Source organism: Streptosporangium sp. DT93 (genome assembly GCF_049844535.1).
Classification (GTDB): Bacteria; Actinomycetota; Actinomycetes; order Streptosporangiales; family Streptosporangiaceae; genus Streptosporangium.
The window spans coordinates 282,194-302,527 of record NZ_JBNCLF010000003.1 but is presented as its reverse complement, the minus strand read 5'-3'; the positions used below and the strand labels follow the sequence as shown (position 1 = coordinate 302,527).

The 20,334-nt window shown below is 72.0% G+C and carries 17 protein-coding genes; 8 read left to right on the top strand and 9 right to left on the bottom strand.

What is annotated here, in order from left to right; translation table 11 throughout:
- Positions 1-84: 84 nt before the first annotated feature.
- The 7 genes from ACLQ2R_RS09225 to ACLQ2R_RS09195 all read right to left on the bottom strand — a co-directional run bounded on the left by ACLQ2R_RS09225 (position 85) and on the right by ACLQ2R_RS09195 (position 8,049).
- Positions 85-1,500 (bottom strand): NAD(P)/FAD-dependent oxidoreductase, encoded by a 1,416-nt coding sequence (locus ACLQ2R_RS09225; protein WP_425958943.1) that lies wholly within the window; start codon positions 1,498-1,500, stop codon positions 85-87.
- Positions 1,501-2,329: 829 nt separating this feature from the next.
- Complete coding sequence (locus ACLQ2R_RS09220; RefSeq protein ID WP_425958942.1) at positions 2,330-3,280, bottom strand: hypothetical protein; 951 nt, start codon at positions 3,278-3,280, stop codon at positions 2,330-2,332.
- Positions 3,281-3,323: 43 nt separating this feature from the next.
- Complete coding sequence (locus ACLQ2R_RS09215) at positions 3,324-4,181, bottom strand: alpha/beta fold hydrolase (RefSeq protein ID WP_425958941.1); 858 nt, start codon at positions 4,179-4,181, stop codon at positions 3,324-3,326.
- Positions 4,178-5,074: a Rieske 2Fe-2S domain-containing protein gene (locus tag ACLQ2R_RS09210; RefSeq protein WP_425958940.1), complete on the bottom strand. Its 897-nt coding sequence runs from the start codon at positions 5,072-5,074 to the stop codon at positions 4,178-4,180. The genes ACLQ2R_RS09215 and ACLQ2R_RS09210 overlap by 4 nt, the downstream gene beginning before the upstream one ends.
- Entirely contained in the window at positions 5,071-6,285 is a 1,215-nt protein-coding gene (locus ACLQ2R_RS09205) for a flavin monoamine oxidase family protein (RefSeq protein ID WP_425958939.1), read from the bottom strand. The genes ACLQ2R_RS09210 and ACLQ2R_RS09205 overlap by 4 nt, the downstream gene beginning before the upstream one ends.
- A complete protein-coding gene (locus ACLQ2R_RS09200; RefSeq protein WP_425958938.1) occupies positions 6,275-7,492 on the bottom strand; it encodes a cytochrome P450 in 1,218 nt (405 codons plus the stop codon). Before ACLQ2R_RS09200 ends, ACLQ2R_RS09205 begins: the two co-directional genes overlap by 11 nt.
- A gap of 173 nt (positions 7,493-7,665) precedes the next feature.
- Positions 7,666-8,049, bottom strand: a complete 384-nt coding sequence (locus ACLQ2R_RS09195) for a hypothetical protein (protein ID WP_386242439.1) — start codon at positions 8,047-8,049, stop codon at positions 7,666-7,668.
- 306 nt (positions 8,050-8,355) lie between these two features.
- Here ACLQ2R_RS09195 and ACLQ2R_RS09190 point away from each other — a divergent pair, with 306 nt between their 5' ends.
- The 5 genes from ACLQ2R_RS09190 (at position 8,356) to ACLQ2R_RS09170 (ending at position 12,986) form a co-directional block, all read left to right on the top strand.
- Positions 8,356-9,609 (top strand): cytochrome P450, encoded by a 1,254-nt coding sequence (locus tag ACLQ2R_RS09190; protein WP_425958937.1) that lies wholly within the window; start codon positions 8,356-8,358, stop codon positions 9,607-9,609.
- Entirely contained in the window at positions 9,606-10,514 is a 909-nt protein-coding gene (locus ACLQ2R_RS09185; RefSeq protein ID WP_425958936.1) for a class I SAM-dependent methyltransferase, read from the top strand. The genes ACLQ2R_RS09190 and ACLQ2R_RS09185 overlap by 4 nt, the downstream gene beginning before the upstream one ends.
- Positions 10,511-10,696, top strand: a complete 186-nt coding sequence (locus tag ACLQ2R_RS09180) for a hypothetical protein (RefSeq protein ID WP_425958935.1) — start codon at positions 10,511-10,513, stop codon at positions 10,694-10,696. The genes ACLQ2R_RS09185 and ACLQ2R_RS09180 overlap by 4 nt, the downstream gene beginning before the upstream one ends.
- A 488-nt stretch (positions 10,697-11,184) precedes the next feature.
- Positions 11,185-12,054, top strand: coding sequence for an ABC transporter ATP-binding protein (locus tag ACLQ2R_RS09175; RefSeq protein WP_425958934.1), 870 nt, complete (start codon positions 11,185-11,187; stop codon positions 12,052-12,054).
- Entirely contained in the window at positions 12,051-12,986 is a 936-nt protein-coding gene (locus tag ACLQ2R_RS09170) for an ABC transporter permease (RefSeq protein ID WP_425958933.1), read from the top strand. Before ACLQ2R_RS09175 ends, ACLQ2R_RS09170 begins: the two co-directional genes overlap by 4 nt.
- A 138-nt stretch (positions 12,987-13,124) precedes the next feature.
- On the opposite strand, the gene ACLQ2R_RS09165 is transcribed toward ACLQ2R_RS09170, so the two are convergent.
- Both ACLQ2R_RS09165 and typA read right to left on the bottom strand, forming a co-directional pair.
- A complete protein-coding gene (locus tag ACLQ2R_RS09165) occupies positions 13,125-13,754 on the bottom strand; it encodes a superoxide dismutase family protein (protein WP_425958932.1) in 630 nt (209 codons plus the stop codon).
- A 218-nt stretch (positions 13,755-13,972) separates the two neighbouring features.
- Positions 13,973-15,826: a translational GTPase TypA gene (typA, locus tag ACLQ2R_RS09160; protein WP_425958931.1), complete on the bottom strand. Its 1,854-nt coding sequence runs from the start codon at positions 15,824-15,826 to the stop codon at positions 13,973-13,975.
- Positions 15,827-16,046: 220 nt separating this feature from the next.
- Between typA and ACLQ2R_RS09155 the strand changes: the two genes are divergently transcribed.
- From ACLQ2R_RS09155 to ACLQ2R_RS09145, 3 genes are all read left to right on the top strand, one after another.
- Positions 16,047-16,826, top strand: coding sequence for an alpha/beta hydrolase (locus ACLQ2R_RS09155; RefSeq protein ID WP_425958930.1), 780 nt, complete (start codon positions 16,047-16,049; stop codon positions 16,824-16,826).
- Positions 16,827-16,949: 123 nt separating this feature from the next.
- Complete coding sequence (gene pta / locus ACLQ2R_RS09150; RefSeq protein ID WP_425958929.1) at positions 16,950-18,995, top strand: phosphate acetyltransferase; 2,046 nt, start codon at positions 16,950-16,952, stop codon at positions 18,993-18,995.
- Positions 18,992-20,311 carry an acetate/propionate family kinase gene (locus tag ACLQ2R_RS09145; RefSeq protein WP_425958928.1) on the top strand — a complete coding sequence of 440 codons (1,320 nt, stop codon included), beginning with the start codon at positions 18,992-18,994 and terminating at the stop codon, positions 20,309-20,311. Before pta ends, ACLQ2R_RS09145 begins: the two co-directional genes overlap by 4 nt.
- Positions 20,312-20,334 lie beyond the last annotated feature (23 nt).

Sequence of the window (20,334 nt, the reverse complement as noted above, 5' to 3'; positions counted from 1 at the left end):
GCCCTGCCGGACGAGCGGGCCACCCGCCGAACGGACGAGGACCGCGCCGGTCGGCGCGGTCCTCGTCCGTCCGGGTGCGTGGGGTCAGCGCGGCGTCGCCGGCTCGGTGACGCGCCCGATGCCCAGCCGGGGTTCGGTGACCAGGTACAGCTCGGGGGCCGCCGGGTCGAAGCGGGCGCCGAGGTCCTTGGCGGGGGTCCCCGCGGCCACGGTCTTCTGCGCGGTCAGCTCGGTGGCCAGCACCATCGCGTCCAGCGGGGCCGCGCCGCCGGAGCGGGTGGCGTCGTCCAGGTCGGTCAGGCCCGAGGTGATCGAGGCGAAGGCGCTGTCCGGGGCCACCGCGGCGCCCCTGCTCTGCATGAGCTGCGGGTACTGGCCCCTGGCCAGGCGCTGCGCCAGCCAGAAGTACTCGGCCTTGCCCCGGTACTGCTCGTAGAACCCGGCGACCATGGAGAACATCCGGCCGTAGGCGTTGCGGTACAGGGACTCGTAGAACCCCAGAGCCTCGGACTCGGTGACCTCCCCGGCGTGCGCGGACAGGATGGACGCCGCGGCCAGCGTGCCGCTGTACATGGCCAGGTGCACGCCGGTGGACAGCAGCGGGTCCAGGAAGCAGGCGGAGTCGCCCGCCAGGAAGTAGCCGGGGCCGCAGAAACTGGCGGCCGAGTAGGAGAAGTCCTGCTCGACGCGGACCTTTCCCTGGAACGTGCCGCCGGAGATCAGTTCCGCGACCGTCTCCGACTCCGCGACCAGGGCCAGGAACATCTCGGTCGTGGAGGAGAACTCCGGCTTGCGGGCCAGGAAGTTGTCCTGGTGGGTGACGAAGCCCACGCTGTAGACGTCGCCCTTGAGCGGGATGACCCAGTACCAGCCGTGCGGGGAGGAGATCACGTTGATGCCGCCCCGGGGGGTCCTGGGCAGCAGGTCGCCGCCCTGGTAGTACCCCCAGATGGCGACGTTGCGGAACACGTCGAGCTGGGTGCGGTCGCGGAAGTGCCGGGCGGAGAGCACTCCGGCGCGGCCGGAGGCGTCGATCACGTAGTCGGCCGCGCTGTAGCGTTCCTGCCCGTCGAGCACCCAGTCCACGCCCACCGCGCGGCCCTCGTCGAAACGGACCTTCTTCGCCTGGGCCTGGTGGATCACCTCGACGCCCTGCTCGGCGGCGTGCTTGAGCAGCACGTCGTCGAAGTCGGCCCGGTCGACCTGCCAGGAGCGCACCTGGTCGCCGAAGAGGTCCGGCCAGTTGATGGTCCAGTCCTTCTCGGCGCCCCAGCGCAGCAGCAGGCCCTCCTTGACGGTGTAACCGCGGGCCTCGATCTTCTCCCGTACGCCGACGAGGTCGATGATGGCGCGGCACGAGGAGGCGATCGACTCCCCGACGTGGTATCGCGGGAACGTGTCCCTTTCCAGCAGGCGGACCCGGGCACCGGCCCGCGCCAGCAGGGCCGAGGATATCGATCCGGCGGGACCCCCGCCTATCACCACTACGTCAGGCGCCATGAAGTTCCTTCCCACGTGTAACCACTTCGGCGAATTCTCGCAGGAGGGGACAAAATTAGTTAATACGCATTTGTACGCATTTTGATGCTCATTTTCCGTCAGCCACGGGGGGCGGGGGCGGCGAGGGGATCGGTGGCGGAGTTGATAGCGGGATCCGCCGCGGAGCCGCCGGAGGACCCGGTGGGATGGTCGGTGGTGTGATCGGCGGGGTGATCCACGGTGAAGGAGGCGGTCACGGAGAGGCCGAAGATCGCTCCCAGCGGGTCGGCGAACAGGCCGCCCCCCAGCGGGCGCGCCCCGGCCGCCTGCGCCGCCCTGACGACCCGGTCCATCCGGTCCGTCCCGTCCGTCCGGTCGGCCTCGCCGGCCTCGTCGGCCGAGACCGAGGGAACCGCCCCGCCGGACGGGCCGGCGAGGTCCGCCGGGTCCGCGACACCGAAGAAGGGCACCCAGGCGTTCCGGGGAGAGGAGTGGATCACCTGGTCCGTCCCGCCGTACAGGCTCCGGTAGAACTCCGCCGCCGTGTCCGGGGCGGGGGTGTGCAGCTCTGCGGCGCACAGGGCGCCGGGCTCGTCGACCAGGACCACGCCCTCGTCCGTGCCGCCCTCCCAGAAGCCGACCGCCGCGCCGGCGGGGTCGACGGCCAGGCAGAGGCGCCCGTTGCCGCCCGCGGGCACCGGGCCCATCACCACGCGCCCGCCCAGGCGCCCGACCTCGTCCCGGGTGCGGGCGAGATCCTTGGAGGCCAGGTAGACGTTCCAGGACGAGCCGAAGGCCGGGCCCATCGGGCTGGGGCCGAGCCCGCCGATGATCTCTCCCCGCAGGGTGATCAGGTGGTAGCCCCGGCCGTTCTCCTTGACGAACTCCCAGCCGAAGAGGTCACCGTAGAACCGTTTCGCGCCGGTCGGATCGACGGTGATGTGATCGACCCAGCAGGGCGTTCCAGGGCCGTACGAGAGCCGCCGGGGCATGAGAACTCCTTCTGGAGCCTGTCGTCGATGAGGACCGCGGCCGCCTCGGCGCCGCCGGACTCGGGCATGAGCAGCCGGTAGCGGGGGGCGCCGGCCAGGTCCGTGGCGGCCGGGGGCCAGACGTGCGCCTGGAAGTCGGACAGCTCCAGCCTGCAGCGGTCGCTGTCTCCCTGGCAGAGCCTGATGAGCGTGGGCGGGGCGAGCCTGGCGGTGATCGGGACCGGCGTGCCCAGGCGCTCCGGGCGGACCAGGACGGACGGCCCCGCCAGCGTCGGCCGGGCCTGGCGCCAGATGCCGGGCGCGGCCTCCATGCCGATCAGGCCGCTCTCCCTCGCCGCGTCCAGGGCGTCGCCGCGCAGGTCCAGCGGGGTGTGGAAGGGCAGCGTGTGCCCGGTGGCCCGGTCGACCACGAGGAGCTGTCCCGAGACCGGCCGCCAGGACTGCGCGGCCAGCGAGACCGCCACCTCGGCGCAGGGCGAGCAGGCGCTGCCGATCAGCGCGACCGTCGTGTCACCCTTGGCCATGACGACGGCGCGCATCACCAGGAAGTGGTCCTCCAGCACGCTGAACGGCGGGATGGGCGGCGGCATGGTTCCCCACCCCCGGAACGCGCGGCGCTGCAGCAGCACCCCGTCCTCCCGGTGGACCAGCAGCTCCCCGCCGGACGCCTCGTTGCTGTGGAGCGTCACGGTCAGCTGCGGTTTTCCGGCCTTCACCAGGTGAGGGCCGAAGAGAAAGGCCAGCTCGGACGTGTCCATGTGCGTCACGGCGAGCACCGTCAGGCCGAAGAACTCCAACAACAGGGACAATCTGCTTCCCCTTACCACGTCTCGTTCGACCTGTGCGATCAGATTACTTCCCTACCTTCTCAGGTAGTGACAGCCCCTTAAATACGGCATCAGATGCTATTTCTGGACGTTCCAGTAGGGGAAGATGTGCCGTACCGGGGATCACCCGCACCTCGCAGCCGGGGACGTTCCGGCGCAGGGTCTCGGCGTTGGCCGTGAAGACGGGCATGTCGGAGTCACCGACGATCACCATCGTCCTGGCCCTGACGCGGGCGAGGTCCTCGGGCGGATGCCGGTGCATGCCGATCATCGCCATCGCCCCGGTGTCCAGCTCCGCCCAGGAGTGCCTGCCGATCACCTCCCGCAGCCGGGCCCGCAGCTCGGGATGCGCCTCGGTGCCGCGGAAGATGTCCGGCGGGGAGTCCATCCACAGCTCGGCCATCTGCTCGGGCGCGCCGCGCGCCCGGCGCAGCGTCATCAGCTCCATGTAGCGCCGCCGGGCCGCGGGGTCGGGGGGCGCGCCGCCGAGCGTCGGCGCCGCGAGCACCAGGTTGTGCACGACCTCGGGTGCCTCCAGGGCCATCTGCAGCGTGACGCTGGAGCCGAAGGAGAGCCCCACCACCCGGTGCGCGCCCTCGGCCTCGGCGAAGGCGGCCAGCCGCAGGGCGAGCTCGGGCAGCGTCAGGCCGGGCCGCAGCGGCTCGGACCCGCCGTGGCCGGGAAGGTCGACGCCCAGGTGGCGCCAGCCCGGCAGCAGGTTCCACAGGGGTTCCCACAGCGTGGAGTCCATGGTGTAGCCGTGCACCCACAGCACCGCCGGGCCCGTCCCCGACTCGATGACGCGCAGTCCGTCCATGCCCGCCCCCGGAAGATCGCGCGGCCCGTCGCCGTTCGCCACGGGAAGGTCGCGGGGCCCGTTCACGCCCGCTCCGGGAAGGTCGCGCAGAACTCCCGGTAGGCCACGACGGCCGCGTCCCTGGCGTCCAGGCGCGGTGTCGTCCGCGGATTCAGCCGTTCCCAGATGACCGCGTCCTCGTTCAGCGCCCGCTCGCTGCCCTGCACGAGCAGCGGCAGCTCGTCGCGCTGCTCGTCGCGCACCCCGATCGCCACGCGCACCGCGCACCCGCCCTTCTCGTACGGCACGGCCGCGGTGACGATGACCTGTTCCCGGCCGGGCGGCCCGAACAGGGTGACGACCACGCCGGGGCTGTAGGCGCGGGCCAGGAAACGGGACCCGACGACCCGCGGCGGGCCGCCCCCCTTGGTCGGCATGGAGGCCATGATGAACTCGCCCTCCATGACCAGCTCGCCCTCGTCCCCGTCGCGGTGCGCCATCGCGTGCACCCTCGGGACCTTGTGCACCTCGCTGAAGTGGTCGATGTCGAAGGCGTTCTCCACGATCAGCAGGGGGTCGGCGTTCATCGGCCTGCTCACGGCCGCGGTCAGCGGGTGGCTGTCGGCCAGTTCCTTGATCGCCCGGGTGAACCCGCGGTCGTCGTCGGGGCCGTCGGAGAGGCGTACGAACACGGCGTCGCCGGAGACGAGCACGTGGTGCTCGGCCACCGACAGCCGCTTGGAGGTGTCGCCCAGCCCGATCCGGCGGCCGTGGAACGGGCAGACCAGGCAGCCGTCGGCGAGCCGTCCCCCGTAGCCCAGGTGCGCGCCCCGGTGCGGGCAGTCGGCGTCGAAGACGCGGATGCCCGTCTCGTCCCGCACGGCCACCAGCCGCCGGGTCCCGAGCTCCAGGGGGGTCACCTCCGCGGTGAGTTCCGAGACGAAGGCCGGCAGATGCCAGCCGGAATGCGGTGCCGTCATCTGCCCATCGCCTTCAGTAGCCGTTCGGCGGCGTTCGTCCCGCTGACGATCGCTCCCTGCACCCACGGCGGCCGCGTTCCCGAGACCGTCGCCTCTCCCGCGAAGAAGAGCGTGTCCTCGACCGGTTCGGCCCAGCGGGCCGGAGCCCGCTCCGCGCCGAGCCGCGGCGCGGTGAACGCGCCCCGGCTCCACGGGTCGGCTCCCCAGTCGGCGATCTCGGTGTCCAGCACCCGGGTCCCCGCGCTCCAGGGCAGCGCCACGGTGAGCATCGCCGCCAGATCGGGACCGGCCGCGGCCCGCACGCAGGCGGCGGCCGCGTCCCTGGCCACGATCAGCACCTCGGGGCGTCCCTCGCGGCAGCTCACGAAGCCGCTGACGCCGTCGGCGTCGAACACCGACGCCGTCTCCGGCGCCGGGGCGGACAGGGTCACGACCACGCAGCAGCCGTCCCCGGGCGTCAGTTCCCGCGCGGCCTCGGCCTTGTCCTCGGGAAGGTCCTCGATGGTGAGCGTCCCGCCGGCCACGACGGCGGGCGGCACGGTCACCACCACCCGGCCGGCCTCGACCGTCCCGGTGGCCGTCCGCGCGCTGACCCGTCCCGGTGACCAGCCGAGCACCTCGACGGGGCGGCCGACGTGCACCTCCAGGCCCCGCGCCAGCCGTCGCGGCAGGCGGTCGAAACCGTCGGAGACGACGAACTCGCCGTGCCCGGCGGTGTCGCCCCGCTGGGCCTCGGACACGCCCCGGGCGCTGAGCCGGTCGGGGTCGGCCGCCCAGATCTGGCGCAGCCACTCGCTCGCCACCGGCGCGGGCCCGCCGTTGTCGCGGAGCCATTCGTTCACGGAGACGCCGTCGGCGGCGCCCTCGGCGTTCAGCCGGGCCTCCATCGTCCACGGCGGGCACGGCGTACGGGCCAGCGCCCCCATGGGGCGGCCGACCCGGCCGCTGATCACCCGCGCGGCGGCGGGGCGGGGGGCGGTCTCGGTCCCCACGAGCGCGTGGGCGGGGTTGCGGTCGCCGTGCACGATCTGCGCGCCCAGCTCCAGCGACGGCCCGCCGTCCGCGGGGCGGAAGGTACGTACCCGTCCGCCGATCCGCGATCTGGCTTCGAGCACCACCGTACGCACTCCGGCCCGGTGCAGGATGGAGGCGCAGGTCAGCCCGCTGACTCCGGCCCCGATGACGAGGACGTCGGCGGCGTCAGCGCGCATCCCCGCCTCCCAGGGCCACCGGGAGGGCGCGCAGCCGCCGGGGGACCAGCGTCGAGGCCCAGGCGGGGCGGGGGTCGGCCAGCGACGCGGCGGGGAACCGCTCGGCCAGGCGGGACAGCAGCACCGCTCCGGTCTGCCGGACGAGCTGCGCCGCCAGGCAGAAGTGCGGCCCGCCGCCGAAGGCCAGGTGCGGGTTGGGCGAACGGTCGAGCACGAGATTGCTGGGCCGTTCGAAGACGGCCGGGTCCCGGTTGGCCGCGGCCACGATCGCCAGCACCCGGGCGCCGCGGGGCACCTCGCCGCCCGGCAGTCTCACGTCCGTGAGCGCGACCCTGGCGGTGAACGGGATCGGCGCCTCCAGCCGCAGCAGCTCGTCGACGGCGGTGCGCGCGAGTTCCTCACCGCCCAGGCGGAGCGAGGTCAGCGCCTCGGGCCGGGGCAGCAGCCAGTACATCGCGTTGCCGATCGCCTCGGCCAGCGGCTGCCATCCGCCCACGACGGCCAGGCCGAGCACGCCCAGCGTCTCGGCGTCGGTCAGCCGGTCGTCGGCGACCAGGCGGGCCAGCGGGCTCGACGCGGCGGAGGGCCCCGAGGGCCCCGAGGTCAGGGTGGCGCAGTGCGCCTGGAGGAACCGGGTCAGTTCCTTCATGGCGGATCGGCCCAGGGCCGCCACCTGCGGCCCGGCCAGCGGGTCCAGGTTGATCGAGGCCGCCTGGGCGAGCTGGGAGAAGGCCTTGCGGTCGCTCTCGGCAAGCCCGAACAGCCGCAGGAAGACAGAGGTGGCCAGCGGGCTCCCGATCCGCTCGATCGCGTCGACCACGGGCTCGGCCGCCAGGCCGTCGAGGAGGTCGTCCACGTCGGCGGTGATGCCGTCGGCCACCGAGGCGATCGCGGCGGGGCCCAGCAGCAGCAGGCCCGGCGTGCGCAACCTGGTGTGGTCGGGCGGGTCGGTGGTGAGCATCGACGGCGGCAGGTCCTCGTCGCGCGCCCGTCCCTGCTGGCCCTCGCTCGCGGAGAATGCGCGGTCGCGCAGGACGGCGGCGCAGTCGGCGTGCCCGGTCACCAGCCACAGCCGTGCCATGGGGTCGTGGTGGACCGGGGAGCGGGAACGCAGCCAGTCGTAGGACGGGTAGGGATCGAGCCGTCCCGCCGGGGAGAAGGGATGGGGGACGTCGGCGGGAAAACGGATCTCGGTGCTGGCCGTCACGCGGGGAACTCTCCTTCGCTATGCACGGACGGCACCGGAGCCCACGCCCGCCGACGGGCCACCACTGCCCGATCGGCGCCCGTCGTCCTCGCGGGCCCCTGGCCGGACTCTGGCCGAGGACCCGTACCTCTTCACCGCTTCTTTCATGTACCGCCGTCACGTGCCGCCGGTGATCAGGTGCAGCAGCAGCAGGGGCAGCAGCAGTAGTAGCAGGACTCGACCTGCACGCCGGCGGTGACGGCCGCGAGGTCGCCCTCGCTCAGCTCGGTCGCGTCGACGACGGGGGTCTCGGGGATGTGGAGCTCGAAGACGCCGCTCTCCAGGCCCTTCTCCCAGAGGGCGACCTGGACGTCCATGTTGCCCTCCTCGTGACCGTCCGGGATGTGACGGACGACGACGACCTCGCTGCCCGTGGGGATCGTCAGGCCGGACTCGGCCAGCGCCTCACGGGGGTTGGCGCTCAGCCTGGCGGAGTAGCTCTCGTCCGACCACGCGTTGATCAGGGTGCGGGTGTAGGAGTTGATGAATTCCGCGCGCTCCTGCTGGGCAAGTGCCATGTCATTCTCCTTTGTTTTCGCCGGCGCTCTCCGTGCCGGCGACTGATTGAACTGTCGCATGATCCGGCGTACATACCAAGACTTAATTGTGCGGCAATTAATGTAAGTATTGATACCTGCATAATGCGGTGTTACATTGCAAGCATCCCATAGTCGGGATCGAACCATCAATGACGATCAATACGTATATCCGACACCTGTGAATACGTATTTAAAAATACTTACGTACGCCATCCGGAGGTGTCGGTGACGACCGTCAGCACGAAAGCACCCCCCGGGCCGTCGGGCCCGGTGGACATGGAACGCATGCGTAACGACCCCCTGGGGTTCGTCACCGGCCTGGCGCGCGACCACGGGGACGTCAGCGTCCACGACGCGGACGGCGAGACCGTGTTCATGCTCCACCGCCCGGACCTCGCCCGGTACGTCCTCAAGGACAACGTGGGGAACTACACGAAGGAGAACACGCCCGACGACCACATGCTGCGCCCGCTGCTCGGCAACGGGTTGCTCACCAGCGACGGTGAGGAGTGGGCCCGGCAGCGCAAGCTGTGCGCGCCGGCCTTCCGGCGCAGCGAGGTCGCCTCCTTCGACGGGATCATCGTCGAGGAGACCGAGGCCCTGCTGGCGCGCTGGCGCGCCGCCGGGCCGGGCGTGTCCCAGCCGCTCGACCACCAGCTCACCTCGCTGACCCTGTCGATCCTGACCCGCGCGGTGCTGGACGTGGACCTCGGCGCGGCGGGCGACGGGTTCGGCCGCGCGGTCGACGCGATCAACCGCTACATCGGCCACTACGTCCCCAGCCCCGACCCGGACCCGGCGGACACCGAGAGCCGCCGGCAGGGCTACGTACGTGCCCGCGCCCTGCTGGACATGGTCACGCGCACCGTCATCGCCTCCCGCCGCTCCTGCCCGCAGGCCACCGGGACCCTGCTCGACAGCATGCTCGGCGCGCTCGACGACACCGACCTGCGCGACCAGGTGCTGACCCTGATCATGGCGGGCCACGAGACCACCGCCAAGAGCCTGACCTGGACCTTCTACCTGCTGGACCGCCACCCCGAGGAGGCCGCGCGGATCCGCGACGAGGTCGACCGGGTGCTGGGCGGACGCCCGCCGACGGCCGCGGACCTGCCCGACCTGCCGCTCTGCCGGCGCGCCGTGCAGGAGGCGATGCGGCTCTACCCGCCGGTCTGGCTGATCTCGCGCCGGGCCACCGGCGCCGACGAGATCGACGGCCACCACGTACCGCCCGGCGCGCTGGTCTGCGTCAGCCAGTGGGTGCTGCACCGCCATCCCCGCTACTGGGACCGGCCGGAGGAGTACGTACCCGACCGTTTCGAGAACGCCGACCTGCCCAGCCACCTGTACCTGCCGTTCGGCGGCGGCGAGCGCATCTGCATCGGCCAGCACCTGGCGCTCATCGAGGCCACGCTGGTCCTCGCGGTGGTCTCGCAGTCGGTACGGCTGGAGCTGGAACCCGGTTTCCCCGTGGAGCCCGAGGCGCTGGTGACGCTGCGTCCCAAGCACGGCATGCGCATGGTGGTGAGCCCCCGATGACCATCGACACCCCCGCCACCCCCGCCACCCCCGCCACCCCGGCCACGTCCGCCGCCCCGAGGCCGGACGCCGGTTCCTACGATCCCGCCACCACCACGTCGGGCGGCCTGTCGGGAGAGCTGGCGCGGCTGGAGGCGCAGGCGGCGCTCTCGTTCGAGGAGGAGCTGTGCCTGCTCCGCGACTTCGGGCTGACCTCGTCGGACGGCCCGCTGGTCGAGGTCGGCGCGGGTTCCGGCGCGATCACCAGGCGGCTGCGGCAGGCCCTTCCCGACCTGTCGCTGATCGCGGTGGACATCGATCCGGGCCTGCTCGCCCACGCCGAGGGCGCGGGCGCGGAACTGATCGTCGCCGACGCCGCCGACCTGCCCCTGGAGACGGCGAGCGCGGGATACGTACTGCTTAGGTACGTCCTGCAGCACCTCTCCGACCCGGCCCCCGCCCTGGCCGAGGCCCTGCGGATCCTCCGCCCCGGGGGCCGCATCATGATCACCGAGGTGGACGCCTCCTGCTGGGGGCTGGCCGACCCGGCCCACCCGGAGCTGGCGGGCGTCCACGCCAAGATCGCGGCCACCCAGCAGGCCGCGGGCGGCGACCGCGCGATCGGCCGCCGTCTCACCCGCCTGCTGCGCGGCGCCGGGTTCACCGACGTCGGCATCCGCCCCTTCGCCACCACCAACGACACCCGGCCGACGGACGATTTCGCTCCTCACCTCGGCCCGGGGCGGCTGCAACCGCTCCTGGCCTCCGGTGTGCTGTCCTTTCAGGAGGTGGCTCTGGCCGCCGATCGCTGGAACAGGTTCCGGTCAGACCCAGACGCCTGGGTGATGCTCCTGGGCTTCACCGCAGCCGGCACCGCTCCCGGCCCCCTCCCCGAGGGACGCCACCCCACCGAAGGAAGCACATGAACACCAACGTCAAGATCTTCATCACGATCTTCTGCTATATCAGCGGGTTGATGGGCGTCGTCACCGCCGTCATGCAGGCCAGCGCGACCCCCGCCAACAGCACCGCGGCACTGATCGCCGGGGTCGTCGGAGCCCTGTTCCTGGTGGCGGGGGTGGCCCTCAGCCGCAGACCCCGATACTGACCCGCGTCCGGCGAGGTCCCGCGCCCGCCTTCGCGAGGAACGCCGGTTCTCGCGCGGGACGTTCAGGAGGAGGCGGCGCGTCGCGCACGCGCCCGCCTTCCCGGGCCGGTCGACGCGGGCCGGTCGACGCGGGCCGGTCGACCGTCGCGGACCCGGGTGCCCCGGTCGTCCCGGCGGGCCGCCCATTTCGCCTGTTCTGTCCGGCGTGCCGGACGCGGCTCCCCGGCACGGGATGGAATGTCCGGAAACAGGGCCGGCGCGCGACGGAGAACAGGGCACCCCGGGGATTCACGTCGAGGAGCGCCCCGGAAGAAGCGATTTCACAGGGAGTGGCGTTCATGAGGTCGACGATGGCGAATTCCGCTGTTCCGATCTTGCTGTTGCGCCGGAAGTGCATCGAGTTCGAGAGGTAAGCCGTGCCTGCTGTTGAGGCTGATAGCCCGATTTACGTACATTCACTGGAAAAAAAGTACGGCTCGACGGCCGTCGTGGACAACATCGATTTCGAGGTACGTTCCGGTGAGGTCTTCGCGCTGCTGGGACCGAACGGCGCGGGCAAGACGACCACGGTCGAGATCCTCGAAGGGGTACGCCGCAGGACCGGCGGGGAGGTCCGGGTGCTCGGGTGCGACCCGGCCGAGGACACCCCGGCCTGGCGGGCGCGGATCGGCGTGGTGCCGCAGACCACCGGCGCCTACCTCGACCTCACCGTACGCGAGGTGGTCGAGCACTTCGCCGCCTTCTACCCGGCGCCGCTCCCGCCCGACGAGGTCATCGACATGGTGGGGCTGACGTCCCAGCGGCGCAAGCAGGCGCAGCAGCTCTCCGGCGGCCAGTTACGCAGGCTGGACGTGGCCGTGGGAGTGGTCGGCGACCCCGACCTCATCTTTCTCGACGAGCCGACCACCGGGCTCGACCCGGTCGCCAGGCGAGAGGCCTGGGACCTGGTGCGGCACTTCGCCGACCGGGGCAAGACCACCGTCCTGACCACGCACTACCTGGACGAGGTGGAGGCGCTCGCGCAGCGGGCCGCGATCATCGTCGCCGGGAAGATCGTGGAGACGGGGCCGATCTCGGAACTGGGCGGCAGGAAGACCGACCGCTCGGTGGTCGAGTTCGTCGCCTCGGGCCCGCTCGACGGCCTCCCCCTTCCCCAGCTGCCCCCCGGCTCACAGGCGAGCGAGCAGGCCGGGAGGGTGAGGGTGCAGACCCACGAGCCCACGGAGACCCTGGCGGCACTGCTGCCCTGGGCCCACGCGGCGGGCGTACGGGAACTCGACGAGCTGCGCATCCACCGGCCGACGCTCGAAGAGGTCTATCTCCAGCTCATCAAGAACCGGGAAGAGGGCACCCGATGACGACGGAACGGCACGTCGCCGACATCCCCGCGGAAACGACAGTTACCCCCGCCACCTCCGCGACCTCCGCGACTTTGACGGCCCCGGTCGTCCCCCCGGCCGGCGCGTCTCCCGCGCCCCGCGCGCCGTACGCGCGTCCCGGGCTCTGGCGTGCCTCGGTCGCGCGGTCGAAGGTCGAGCTCAAGTCGTTCTTCCGCAACCGGCAGTCGCTGATCTTCACCCTCGCCTTTCCGATCATGCTGCTGGTCGTGCTGGGGTCGATCTTCTCCGGGACGGTGGAGGGCACGACGGTCGACTTCAAGCAGGTGTTCATCGCCGGGATCATCGCCAGTGGCGTGATGAGCGTCAGCTTCACCGGGCTGGCCATCAACATCGCCATCGAGCGGGACACCGGGACGATCCGCCGGCTGGCCTGCTCGCCGATGCCCAAGTCCGCGTACTTCATCGGAAAGATCGTCCGTGTCGCGGTGACCGGCGTCATCGAGACGGTGATCCTCCTCGGGGTCGCGCTCGCGCTCTTCAAACTCCCGCTGCCCTCCACCCTCAACGCCTGGCTGACCCTGTTCTGGGTGCTCTTCCTGGGCGCGGTGGCCTGCTCGCTGCTGGCGATCGCCTTCACCGCGCTCATCCCCAACAGCCGGTCGGCCTCGGCCATCGTGACGCCGCCGTTCCTGGTCCTGCAGTTCATCTCGGGGGTGTTCTTCCCCTTCAACCAGCTTCCGCTCTGGATGCAGAACACCGCCGCGCTCTTCCCGCTGAAGTGGATGACGCAGGGCCTGCGGTCGGTCTTCCTGCCGGAGGCGTTCGCCCGCGTCGAACCGGCGGGCAGCTGGGAGCTCGACCGGGTCGCCCTGGTGCTCGGCGCCTGGTGCCTGGCGGGCCTGCTGCTGAGCGCGCTGACCTTCAGCTGGCGCGGCCCGAACGTCAAGTGACACCCGCCCGGCGCGGGGCGGGGCCTCCTCACGCCCCGCGCCGGGCGGAGACCTCGCCCCGCCCGCGTACGGTGATCGGCTGGCGGAGGCCCGGAGCCGTCCGGCCGGTCGCGGAGGACCGCCCCGGGCCGGGGACCGCTAACGTCTCGTGATCACGCCGCAGGCGACACGGCCCCCCGAGTCGCCGGTCGCCCGGGTGGTGGCGTCCGGCCCCTCCCGGGCGTAGCGCTCGGGGACGTTGGCCTGGTTGTCGGCCAGGGCGTGCACGATGACGGCGCTGCCGTCGCCGTCCAGGAGCTGGGCCACCGTGAAGCGGTCGGTCATGACGACCGTCCCGCCCTTGCCGTCCTTCCCGACCAGGAGGTCGGGCAGGTCGCCCGCGTGGCCCGGGTGGTCGCCGGGGCCGAGGCTGAAGTGCGGGCCCGCGCTGAAGAAGGGGCTCCCGGTCGCGGGGTCCTTGGACGTGGCGTCGCAGACGCCCTTGGTGTGCACGTGGAAGCCGTGGTAGCCGGGGGGCAGCCCGCTGACGGTGACCGTGAGCCTGGTCCTGCCCGACCCCGCCTCCTCCACGACGAGCGCCCCGAGCGTCTGGCCCTTCACTCCCTTGACCTCCGCGCCCGCCGGTCCTGCCGCTCCGGGGGAACCCGCCGTTCCCGAGGGGGAGGGGGCTCCCGGCGACGCCGGGGGCGGCGGCGCGGGCGACGAGACGGTGGCCGTACCCGCGCCGATCGCGACGGCCAGTGCCAGATGGTGTGCGGCATGAAGCATGAGATCCCCCGTAACCCCGTAACCCTCCTGATTCCGCCGCCCCTCCGCGACACCGAGGAACCGCGGCGGTTCTCCCCCTCATGAGTATCAGACGGAGGGTCACCGTTCCGTTACCCGGGGTCGATGTCACGGTGCCGGAACGGCGAAACGCCGCCCCGGAAGGGACGGCGCCTCGTGGTCGCGCGGAAGCCGGCTCACCGGCCGCCGGGCCGGCCGGGCTAGTTGGTGCGCTTGGCGCGGGCGGTGGTGCGGGCGCGGGTCGAGGCGTCCAGCACGACCTTGCGGATACGGACGTTCTCCGGGGTGATCTCCACGCACTCGTCCTCGCGGATGAACTCCAGGGCCTGCTCCAGCGAGAGCTGACGCGGCGGGATCAGCGTCTCGGTCGTGTCGCTCGTCGAGGAGCGCATGTTCGTGAGCTTCTTCTCCTTGGTGATGTTCACGTCCATGTCGTCGGAGCGCGAGTTCTCACCGACGATCATGCCCTCGTACACCTCGGTGGTCGGCTGGACGAACAGGACGCCGCGCTCCTGCAGGTTCAGCATGGCGAACGGGGTGACCGGGCCCGGACGGTCGGCCACCAGCGAGCCGTTGTTGCGGGTGCGCAGCTCGCCGAACCAGGGCTCGTAGTCCTCGAAGACGTGGTTGACGATGCCGGTGCCGCGGGTCTCGGTGAGGAACTCGGTACGGAAGCCGATCAGGCCGCGGGCCGGGACCACGAACTCCATCCGGATCCAGCCGGTGCCGTGGTTGGTCATGTGCTCCATGCGGCCCTTGCGGACCGCCAGGAGCTGGGTGATCGCCCCGAGGTACTCCTCCGGGCAGTCGATGGTCACCCGCTCGACCGGCTCGTGCACCTTGCCGTCGATGACCTTGGTGACCACCTGCGGCTTGCCGACGGTCAGCTCGTAGCCCTCGCGGCGCATCTGCTCGACCAGGATGGCCAGCGCCAGCTCGCCACGGCCCTGGACCTCCCAGGCGTCGGGGCGGTCGGTCGGCAGGACCCGCAGCGACACGTTGCCGACGAGCTCCTTGTCGAGCCTGTCCTTGACCATGCGGGCGGTGACCTTGGACCCCTTGACCCGGCCGACCATGGGCGAGGTGTTGGTGCCGACGGTCATGGAGATCGCGGGCTCGTCGACCGTGATCAGGGGCAGCGGGCGCGGGTCCTCGGGGTCGGCCAGGGTCTCGCCGATCATGATGTCCGGGATGCCGGCGATCGCGATGATGTCACCGGGGCCCGCCTCCTCGGCGGGCTTGCGCTCCAGCGCGTCGGTCATCAGCAGCTCGGTGATCTTCACCCGCTGGATGGAGCCGTCGGTGCGGCACCAGGCGACCTGCTGGCCCTTCTTGATGGTGCCCTGGTGGATGCGGCAGAGCGCGATCCGGCCCAGGTAGGAGGAGGCGTCCAGGTTGGTGACGTGCGCCTGGAACGGGGCCTCCGGGTCGTACACCGGCGCCGGGATCGTGTTCTTGATGACGTCGAACAGGGGCTCCAGGTCCTCGGAATCCGGCATGCCGGCGTCCTCGGGACGGTTGAGCGAGGCGCGGCCGGCCTTGGCCGAGGCGTAGACGATCGGGAAGTCGATCTGCTCCTCGGTGGCGTCCAGGTCGATGAAGAGCTCGTAGACCTCGTCCACGACCTCCTTGATCCGGGCGTCGGGACGGTCGACCTTGTTGATGCACAGGATCACCGGCATCTTCGCGGCGAACGCCTTGCGGAGCACGAACCGCGTCTGCGGGAGCGGGCCCTCGGAGGCGTCGACGAGCAGCACCACGCCGTCGACCATCGACAGGCCGCGCTCGACCTCACCGCCGAAGTCGGCGTGACCGGGGGTGTCGATGATGTTGAGCGTCATGCCGCCGTGCTTGACGGCGGTGTTCTTCGCGAGAATGGTGATGCCCTTCTCGCGTTCGAGGTCGTTGGAGTCCATGACACGGTCGTCCACGTCCTGGTTGACGCGGAAGGCGCCGGACTGCCAGAGCATGGCATCCACGAGAGTGGTCTTGCCGTGGTCGACGTGCGCGATGATCGCGATGTTCCGCAGGTCGTCGCGGCTGTTCAAAGGCATGATGGAGTCTCACTCTGTGATCGTGGAGGCTGGCCGCGGACCGTGCGGCCCTCTCATTTTAGTTGATCCGGACAATCGCTCTTCACGTCTCCCGTCCATGAAGTGAGCCGGTTGGCCCTTCTTGTCCCCTTTTTCGCCCGGTGGAGCGCCCTTTTTCACCCGCGGTTCACCCCCGGGTAGTCGTGACCGGCCGTGACGGATCTCTCCTAAGCTCGGACGCATGCCTCTCGCGCCGACCTTCCCCGTGACGCTCAGAACCCGCGACGACCTGCGGATCGACGCCGCCCACACCCCCTCACGCGGGGACGGCGAGCTCGGGATCGTGCTGGCCCACGGCTTCACCGGCTCGCTGCGGGGACGCCCCAACCGCCGGATCGCCCACGTGCTGAGCGGATTCGGCGGGGTTGTGGCGTTCGACTTCCGCGGGCACGGCCGCTCGGCCGGGGAGTCGACCGTGGGAGACCTGGAGATCTGGGACGTGGAGGCGGCCGTACGGCACGCCAGGACGCTCGGCTACCGCCGGGTGGTGACCGTCGGGTTCTCCATGGGCGGGGCGGTCGTTCTGCGGCACGCCGGGATGCTCGGCGGGGTGGACGCGGTGGTCTCGGTCAGCGCGCCCGCGCGCTGGTACTACCGGGGGACCCGGCCGATGCGCCAGGTGCACTGGGCCATAGAGCGGCCCGCCGGGCGGCTGGCCGCGCGGCTCGGCACGCGCACCCGGATCATGAAGGGGGTGTGGGACCCGCTTCCGCTCGCGCCGTACGAGGCGGTCGCGATGATCTCGCCGGTGCCGCTGCTGATCGTGCACGGCGACGCGGACGCCTTCTTCCCGCTGGAGCACGCCCACCAGCTCCACGAGGCCGCGGGCGAGCCCGGTGAGCTGTGGGTCGAGCCCGGGTTCGGGCACGCCGAGAACGCGGCGACGCCCGGGCTGGTCCGCCGCATCGGGGAGTGGGCCGCCGCCCGGTCCCGCCCCCGGGACGGTGTTTACTCCTCTTGACGATTTGACGATGTGACGATCGGCGTCCCGGCGCCCGGCCGGGGACCAGGGGCCGGCGAGCCGCGTCCCGGCGGGCGGCGATCCGCAGGGACACGACGGCGTGCCAGAGGTGGGAGAGGGTTCATGCGGAGCATCTACGTGGCGGGTCTCGGCAGGGGAGACGGCAGGCAGATCGTCGAACTCGGCCTGATGGAGCTGCTCACCCGGCGGGCCGACCGCGTCGGGGTGTTCCGCCCCATCACCGCGGGCGGCGAGGACCGCATCCTGGAGCTGCTCGGGCACAGGTACCGTCCCGCGGCCTCGGCGACCGGGGTGAGCGCCGAGGACGCCGCGGAGATCTACGCCGAGAAGGGCGCCGAGGAGCTCATCGGCCGGCTGGTCGCCCGCTTCCACACCCTGGAGCGCGAGTGCGACGCCCTGCTGGTGCTGGGCAGCTCCTTCGCCACCGACGACCTGCCCCGCGAGCTGGCCTTCAACGCCCGCCTGGCCTCCGAGTTCGGCGCCCCGGTGATCGTGGTGGTGGGCGCCCACGGCGACGGCGCCGAGGGGATCGCCACCGAGATGCGTACCGGCCACCAGGTCTTCTCCGACCTCGGCTGCACGGTGCTGGCGGTGATCGCCAACCGGGTGCCGGAGGGCACGGTCATCGAGTGCGACCTGCCGGTGCCCTGCTACGCCATCCCCGAGCGCCCCTCGCTCTCGGCGCCGACCGTCGGGCAGGTCATGCGCGCGGTGGACGCGGAGCCGATCCAGGGCGACGAGGACGGCCTCCTGCGCGACGTGCTCGGGTTCGTCTTCGGCGGGGCCACGCTCCCGGTCTTCCTGGAGCACCTGGCCGACGGCGCGCTGGTGATCACCCCCGGCGACCGCGCCGACCTGCTGCTGGCCTCGCTGGCCGTGGAGGCCGCCGGTACGGCGCGGCCCGCCGGGGTGGTCCTCACCCTGGGGGAGCGGCCCACCGAGGCGGTCCGGGCGCTCACCGCCCGCCTGGCGCCCGGCGTGCCGGTCCTCGCGGCCCGGCAGGACAGCTTCACGGTCGCGACCACCCTGGCCGGGCTGGAGGGACGGCTCACCGTCGACAACCCCCGCAAGATCGAGACGGCCCTGGGGCACTTCGAGGCCCACGTGGACTCGGCGGCCCTGGCCGACCGGATCGAGCTGACCCGCTCGCGGCGGGTCACCCCGATGATGTTCGAGCACACGCTGCTGGAGCGGGCCCGCGCCGACCGGCGGCACATCGTGCTGCCCGAGGGCGAGGAGGACCGCATCCTGCGGGCCGCCGACATCCTGCTGCGGCGCGGCATCGTCGACATCACCCTGCTGGGCCGCGAGGACGTGGTGCGCCGCCGGATCGGCGACCTCGGCCTGGACCTGTCCGGCGTGAACATCGCCGACCCGCTGACCTCCCCGCTGCGGGAGTCCTTCGCCCGCGAGTACGCCGAGCTGAGGGCGCACAAGGGCATCACCCCCGAGCTGGCCATGGACGTGGTCGCCGACGTGAACTTCTTCGGCACGATGATGCTGCACCGGGGCCTGGTGCACGGCATGGTCTCCGGCGCCGCCCACACCACGGCCGCCACGATCCTGCCCGCCTTCCAGATCATCAGGACGGTCCCGGACACCTCGATCGTCTCCTCGGTGTTCTTCATGTGCCTGGCCGACCGGGTGCTCGTCTACGGCGACTGCGCGATCAACCCCGACCCCGACGCCGAGCAGCTCGCCGACATCGCGATCTCCTCGGCCCGCACGGCGAGGCGGTTCGGCGTCGAGCCCGCGATCGCGATGCTCTCGTACTCCACCGGCGAGTCCGGCAGGGGCGCCGACGTCGACAAGGTCCGCGAGGCCACCGCCCTGGTCGCCCGGCGCGCGCCCGACCTGCTGGTCGAGGGGCCCATCCAGTACGACGCGGCGGTGGACGCCCGGGTGGCCGCCGCCAAGCTCCCGGGCTCGCGGGTCGCCGGGAAGGCGACCGTGCTGATCTTCCCGGACCTCAACACCGGCAACAACACCTACAAGGCCGTGCAACGCTCGGCCGGGGCGGTGGCGGTCGGCCCCGTCCTGCAGGGGCTGCGCAGGCCGGTCAACGACCTGTCGCGCGGGGCCCTGGTCACCGACATCGTGAGCACCGTCGCCATCACCGCCGTCCAGGCACAGGAGGTCACCCCGTGAACGACCACGACGACCGGACCGCGGCGTCCCCCGGCCACGACGACGGGGCCGCGTCTTCGGCGTCTCCCGCGTCTTCGGCGTCTCCCGCGTCTTCCGGTCATGGCAACCAGGTCGCGTCCACCGGCCACGACGACCGGACCGCGTCTTCGGCGTCTCCCGGCCGTGACGACCGGAAGGACGGCCCCGCGCGGGTGCTCGTCCTCAACTCCGGCTCCTCCTCGGTGAAGTACCGGCTCCTGGAGGGCACCGAGCGGCTGGCCTCCGGCACGGTGGAGCGGATCGGCGAGGACGGCTCGCCCGTCCCCGACCACGGGGCGGCGCTGGAGACCGTCGCCGAGCGGCTCGCCGCCGACGGCCTGGGGCTCGACTCCCCGGAACTGGCCGCCATCGGCCACCGGGTGGTGCACGGAGGCACGGCCTTCACCGAGCCCACGCCCATCACCGACGAGGTGGTCGCCGGGATCCGCGAGCTCGTCCCGCTCGCCCCCCTGCACAACCCGGCCAACCTGGCCGGAATCGAGGTCACCCGGCGGTTGCGGCCCGACCTGCCGCAGGTCGCGGTCTTCGACACCGCCTTCCACGCGACGATCCCGCCGGCCGCCTCGACGTACGCGATCGACCGCGAGCTCGCCGGGCGGCTGGGCGTGCGGCGCTACGGCTTCCACGGCACCTCGCACGCCTACGTCTCCCGCGAGGCCGCGCGTCTGGCCGGTGACCCGGACGCGAACGTGATCGTGCTGCACCTGGGCAACGGCGCCAGCGCCTCGGCGGTCTCCGCCGGGCGGTGCGTGGACACCTCCATGGGCATGACGCCGCTGGAGGGCCTGGTGATGGGCACCCGCAGCGGCGACCTGGACCCGGCGGCCGTCCTGTACCTGGCGCGCACCGGGGAGATGTCCCTCGACGAGATCGACGAGCTGCTCAACCGGCGCAGCGGCATGCTCGGCCTGTGCGGGGACAACGACATGCGCGCCGTGACCGGGCGGGTGGAGGCGGGCGACGAGGACGCCGAGCTGGCCCTGTCGGTCTACTGCCACCGCCTGCGCAAGTACGTCGGTGCCTACTACGCGGTCCTGGGCACGGTCGACGTCATCGCCTTCACCGGCGGCGTCGGGGAGAACTCCGCCCCGGTCAGGGCCAGGGCGCTGGCCGGCCTGGAGGCGCTGGGCATCGCGGTCGACCCGGCCCGCAACGGGCGGGGCGACACGGTCGTCTCGCCCGACGGCGCGAGGGTGACGGTCGCGGTGATCCCCACGGACGAGGAGTACGAGATCGCCCGGCAGACACTGTCGGTCATCTCCCACCACGCCGGGTGAAAACCCGTTCACCCGCAGTGGAG

Excerpts from the sequence above, each read along its gene's own strand:
- ACLQ2R_RS09225 (WP_425958943.1), bottom strand. The coding sequence starts at position 1,500 with ATGGCGCCTGACGTAGTGGTGATAGGCGGGGGTCCCGCCGGATCGATA.
- ACLQ2R_RS09210 (WP_425958940.1), bottom strand. The coding sequence starts at position 5,074 with ATGACGGCACCGCATTCCGGCTGGCATCTGCCGGCCTTCGTCTCGGAA.
- ACLQ2R_RS09205 (WP_425958939.1), bottom strand. The coding sequence starts at position 6,285 with ATGCGCGCTGACGCCGCCGACGTCCTCGTCATCGGGGCCGGAGTCAGC.
- ACLQ2R_RS09195 (WP_386242439.1), bottom strand. The coding sequence starts at position 8,049 with ATGGCACTTGCCCAGCAGGAGCGCGCGGAATTCATCAACTCCTACACC.
- ACLQ2R_RS09190 (WP_425958937.1), top strand. The coding sequence starts at position 8,356 with ATGCGTAACGACCCCCTGGGGTTCGTCACCGGCCTGGCGCGCGACCAC.
- ACLQ2R_RS09185 (WP_425958936.1), top strand. The coding sequence starts at position 9,606 with ATGACCATCGACACCCCCGCCACCCCCGCCACCCCCGCCACCCCGGCC.
- ACLQ2R_RS09180 (WP_425958935.1), top strand. The coding sequence starts at position 10,511 with ATGAACACCAACGTCAAGATCTTCATCACGATCTTCTGCTATATCAGC.
- ACLQ2R_RS09170 (WP_425958933.1), top strand. The coding sequence starts at position 12,051 with ATGACGACGGAACGGCACGTCGCCGACATCCCCGCGGAAACGACAGTT.
- ACLQ2R_RS09165 (WP_425958932.1), bottom strand. The coding sequence starts at position 13,754 with ATGCTTCATGCCGCACACCATCTGGCACTGGCCGTCGCGATCGGCGCG.
- typA (WP_425958931.1), bottom strand. The coding sequence starts at position 15,826 with ATGCCTTTGAACAGCCGCGACGACCTGCGGAACATCGCGATCATCGCG.
- ACLQ2R_RS09155 (WP_425958930.1), top strand. The coding sequence starts at position 16,047 with ATGCCTCTCGCGCCGACCTTCCCCGTGACGCTCAGAACCCGCGACGAC.
- pta (WP_425958929.1), top strand. The coding sequence starts at position 16,950 with ATGCGGAGCATCTACGTGGCGGGTCTCGGCAGGGGAGACGGCAGGCAG.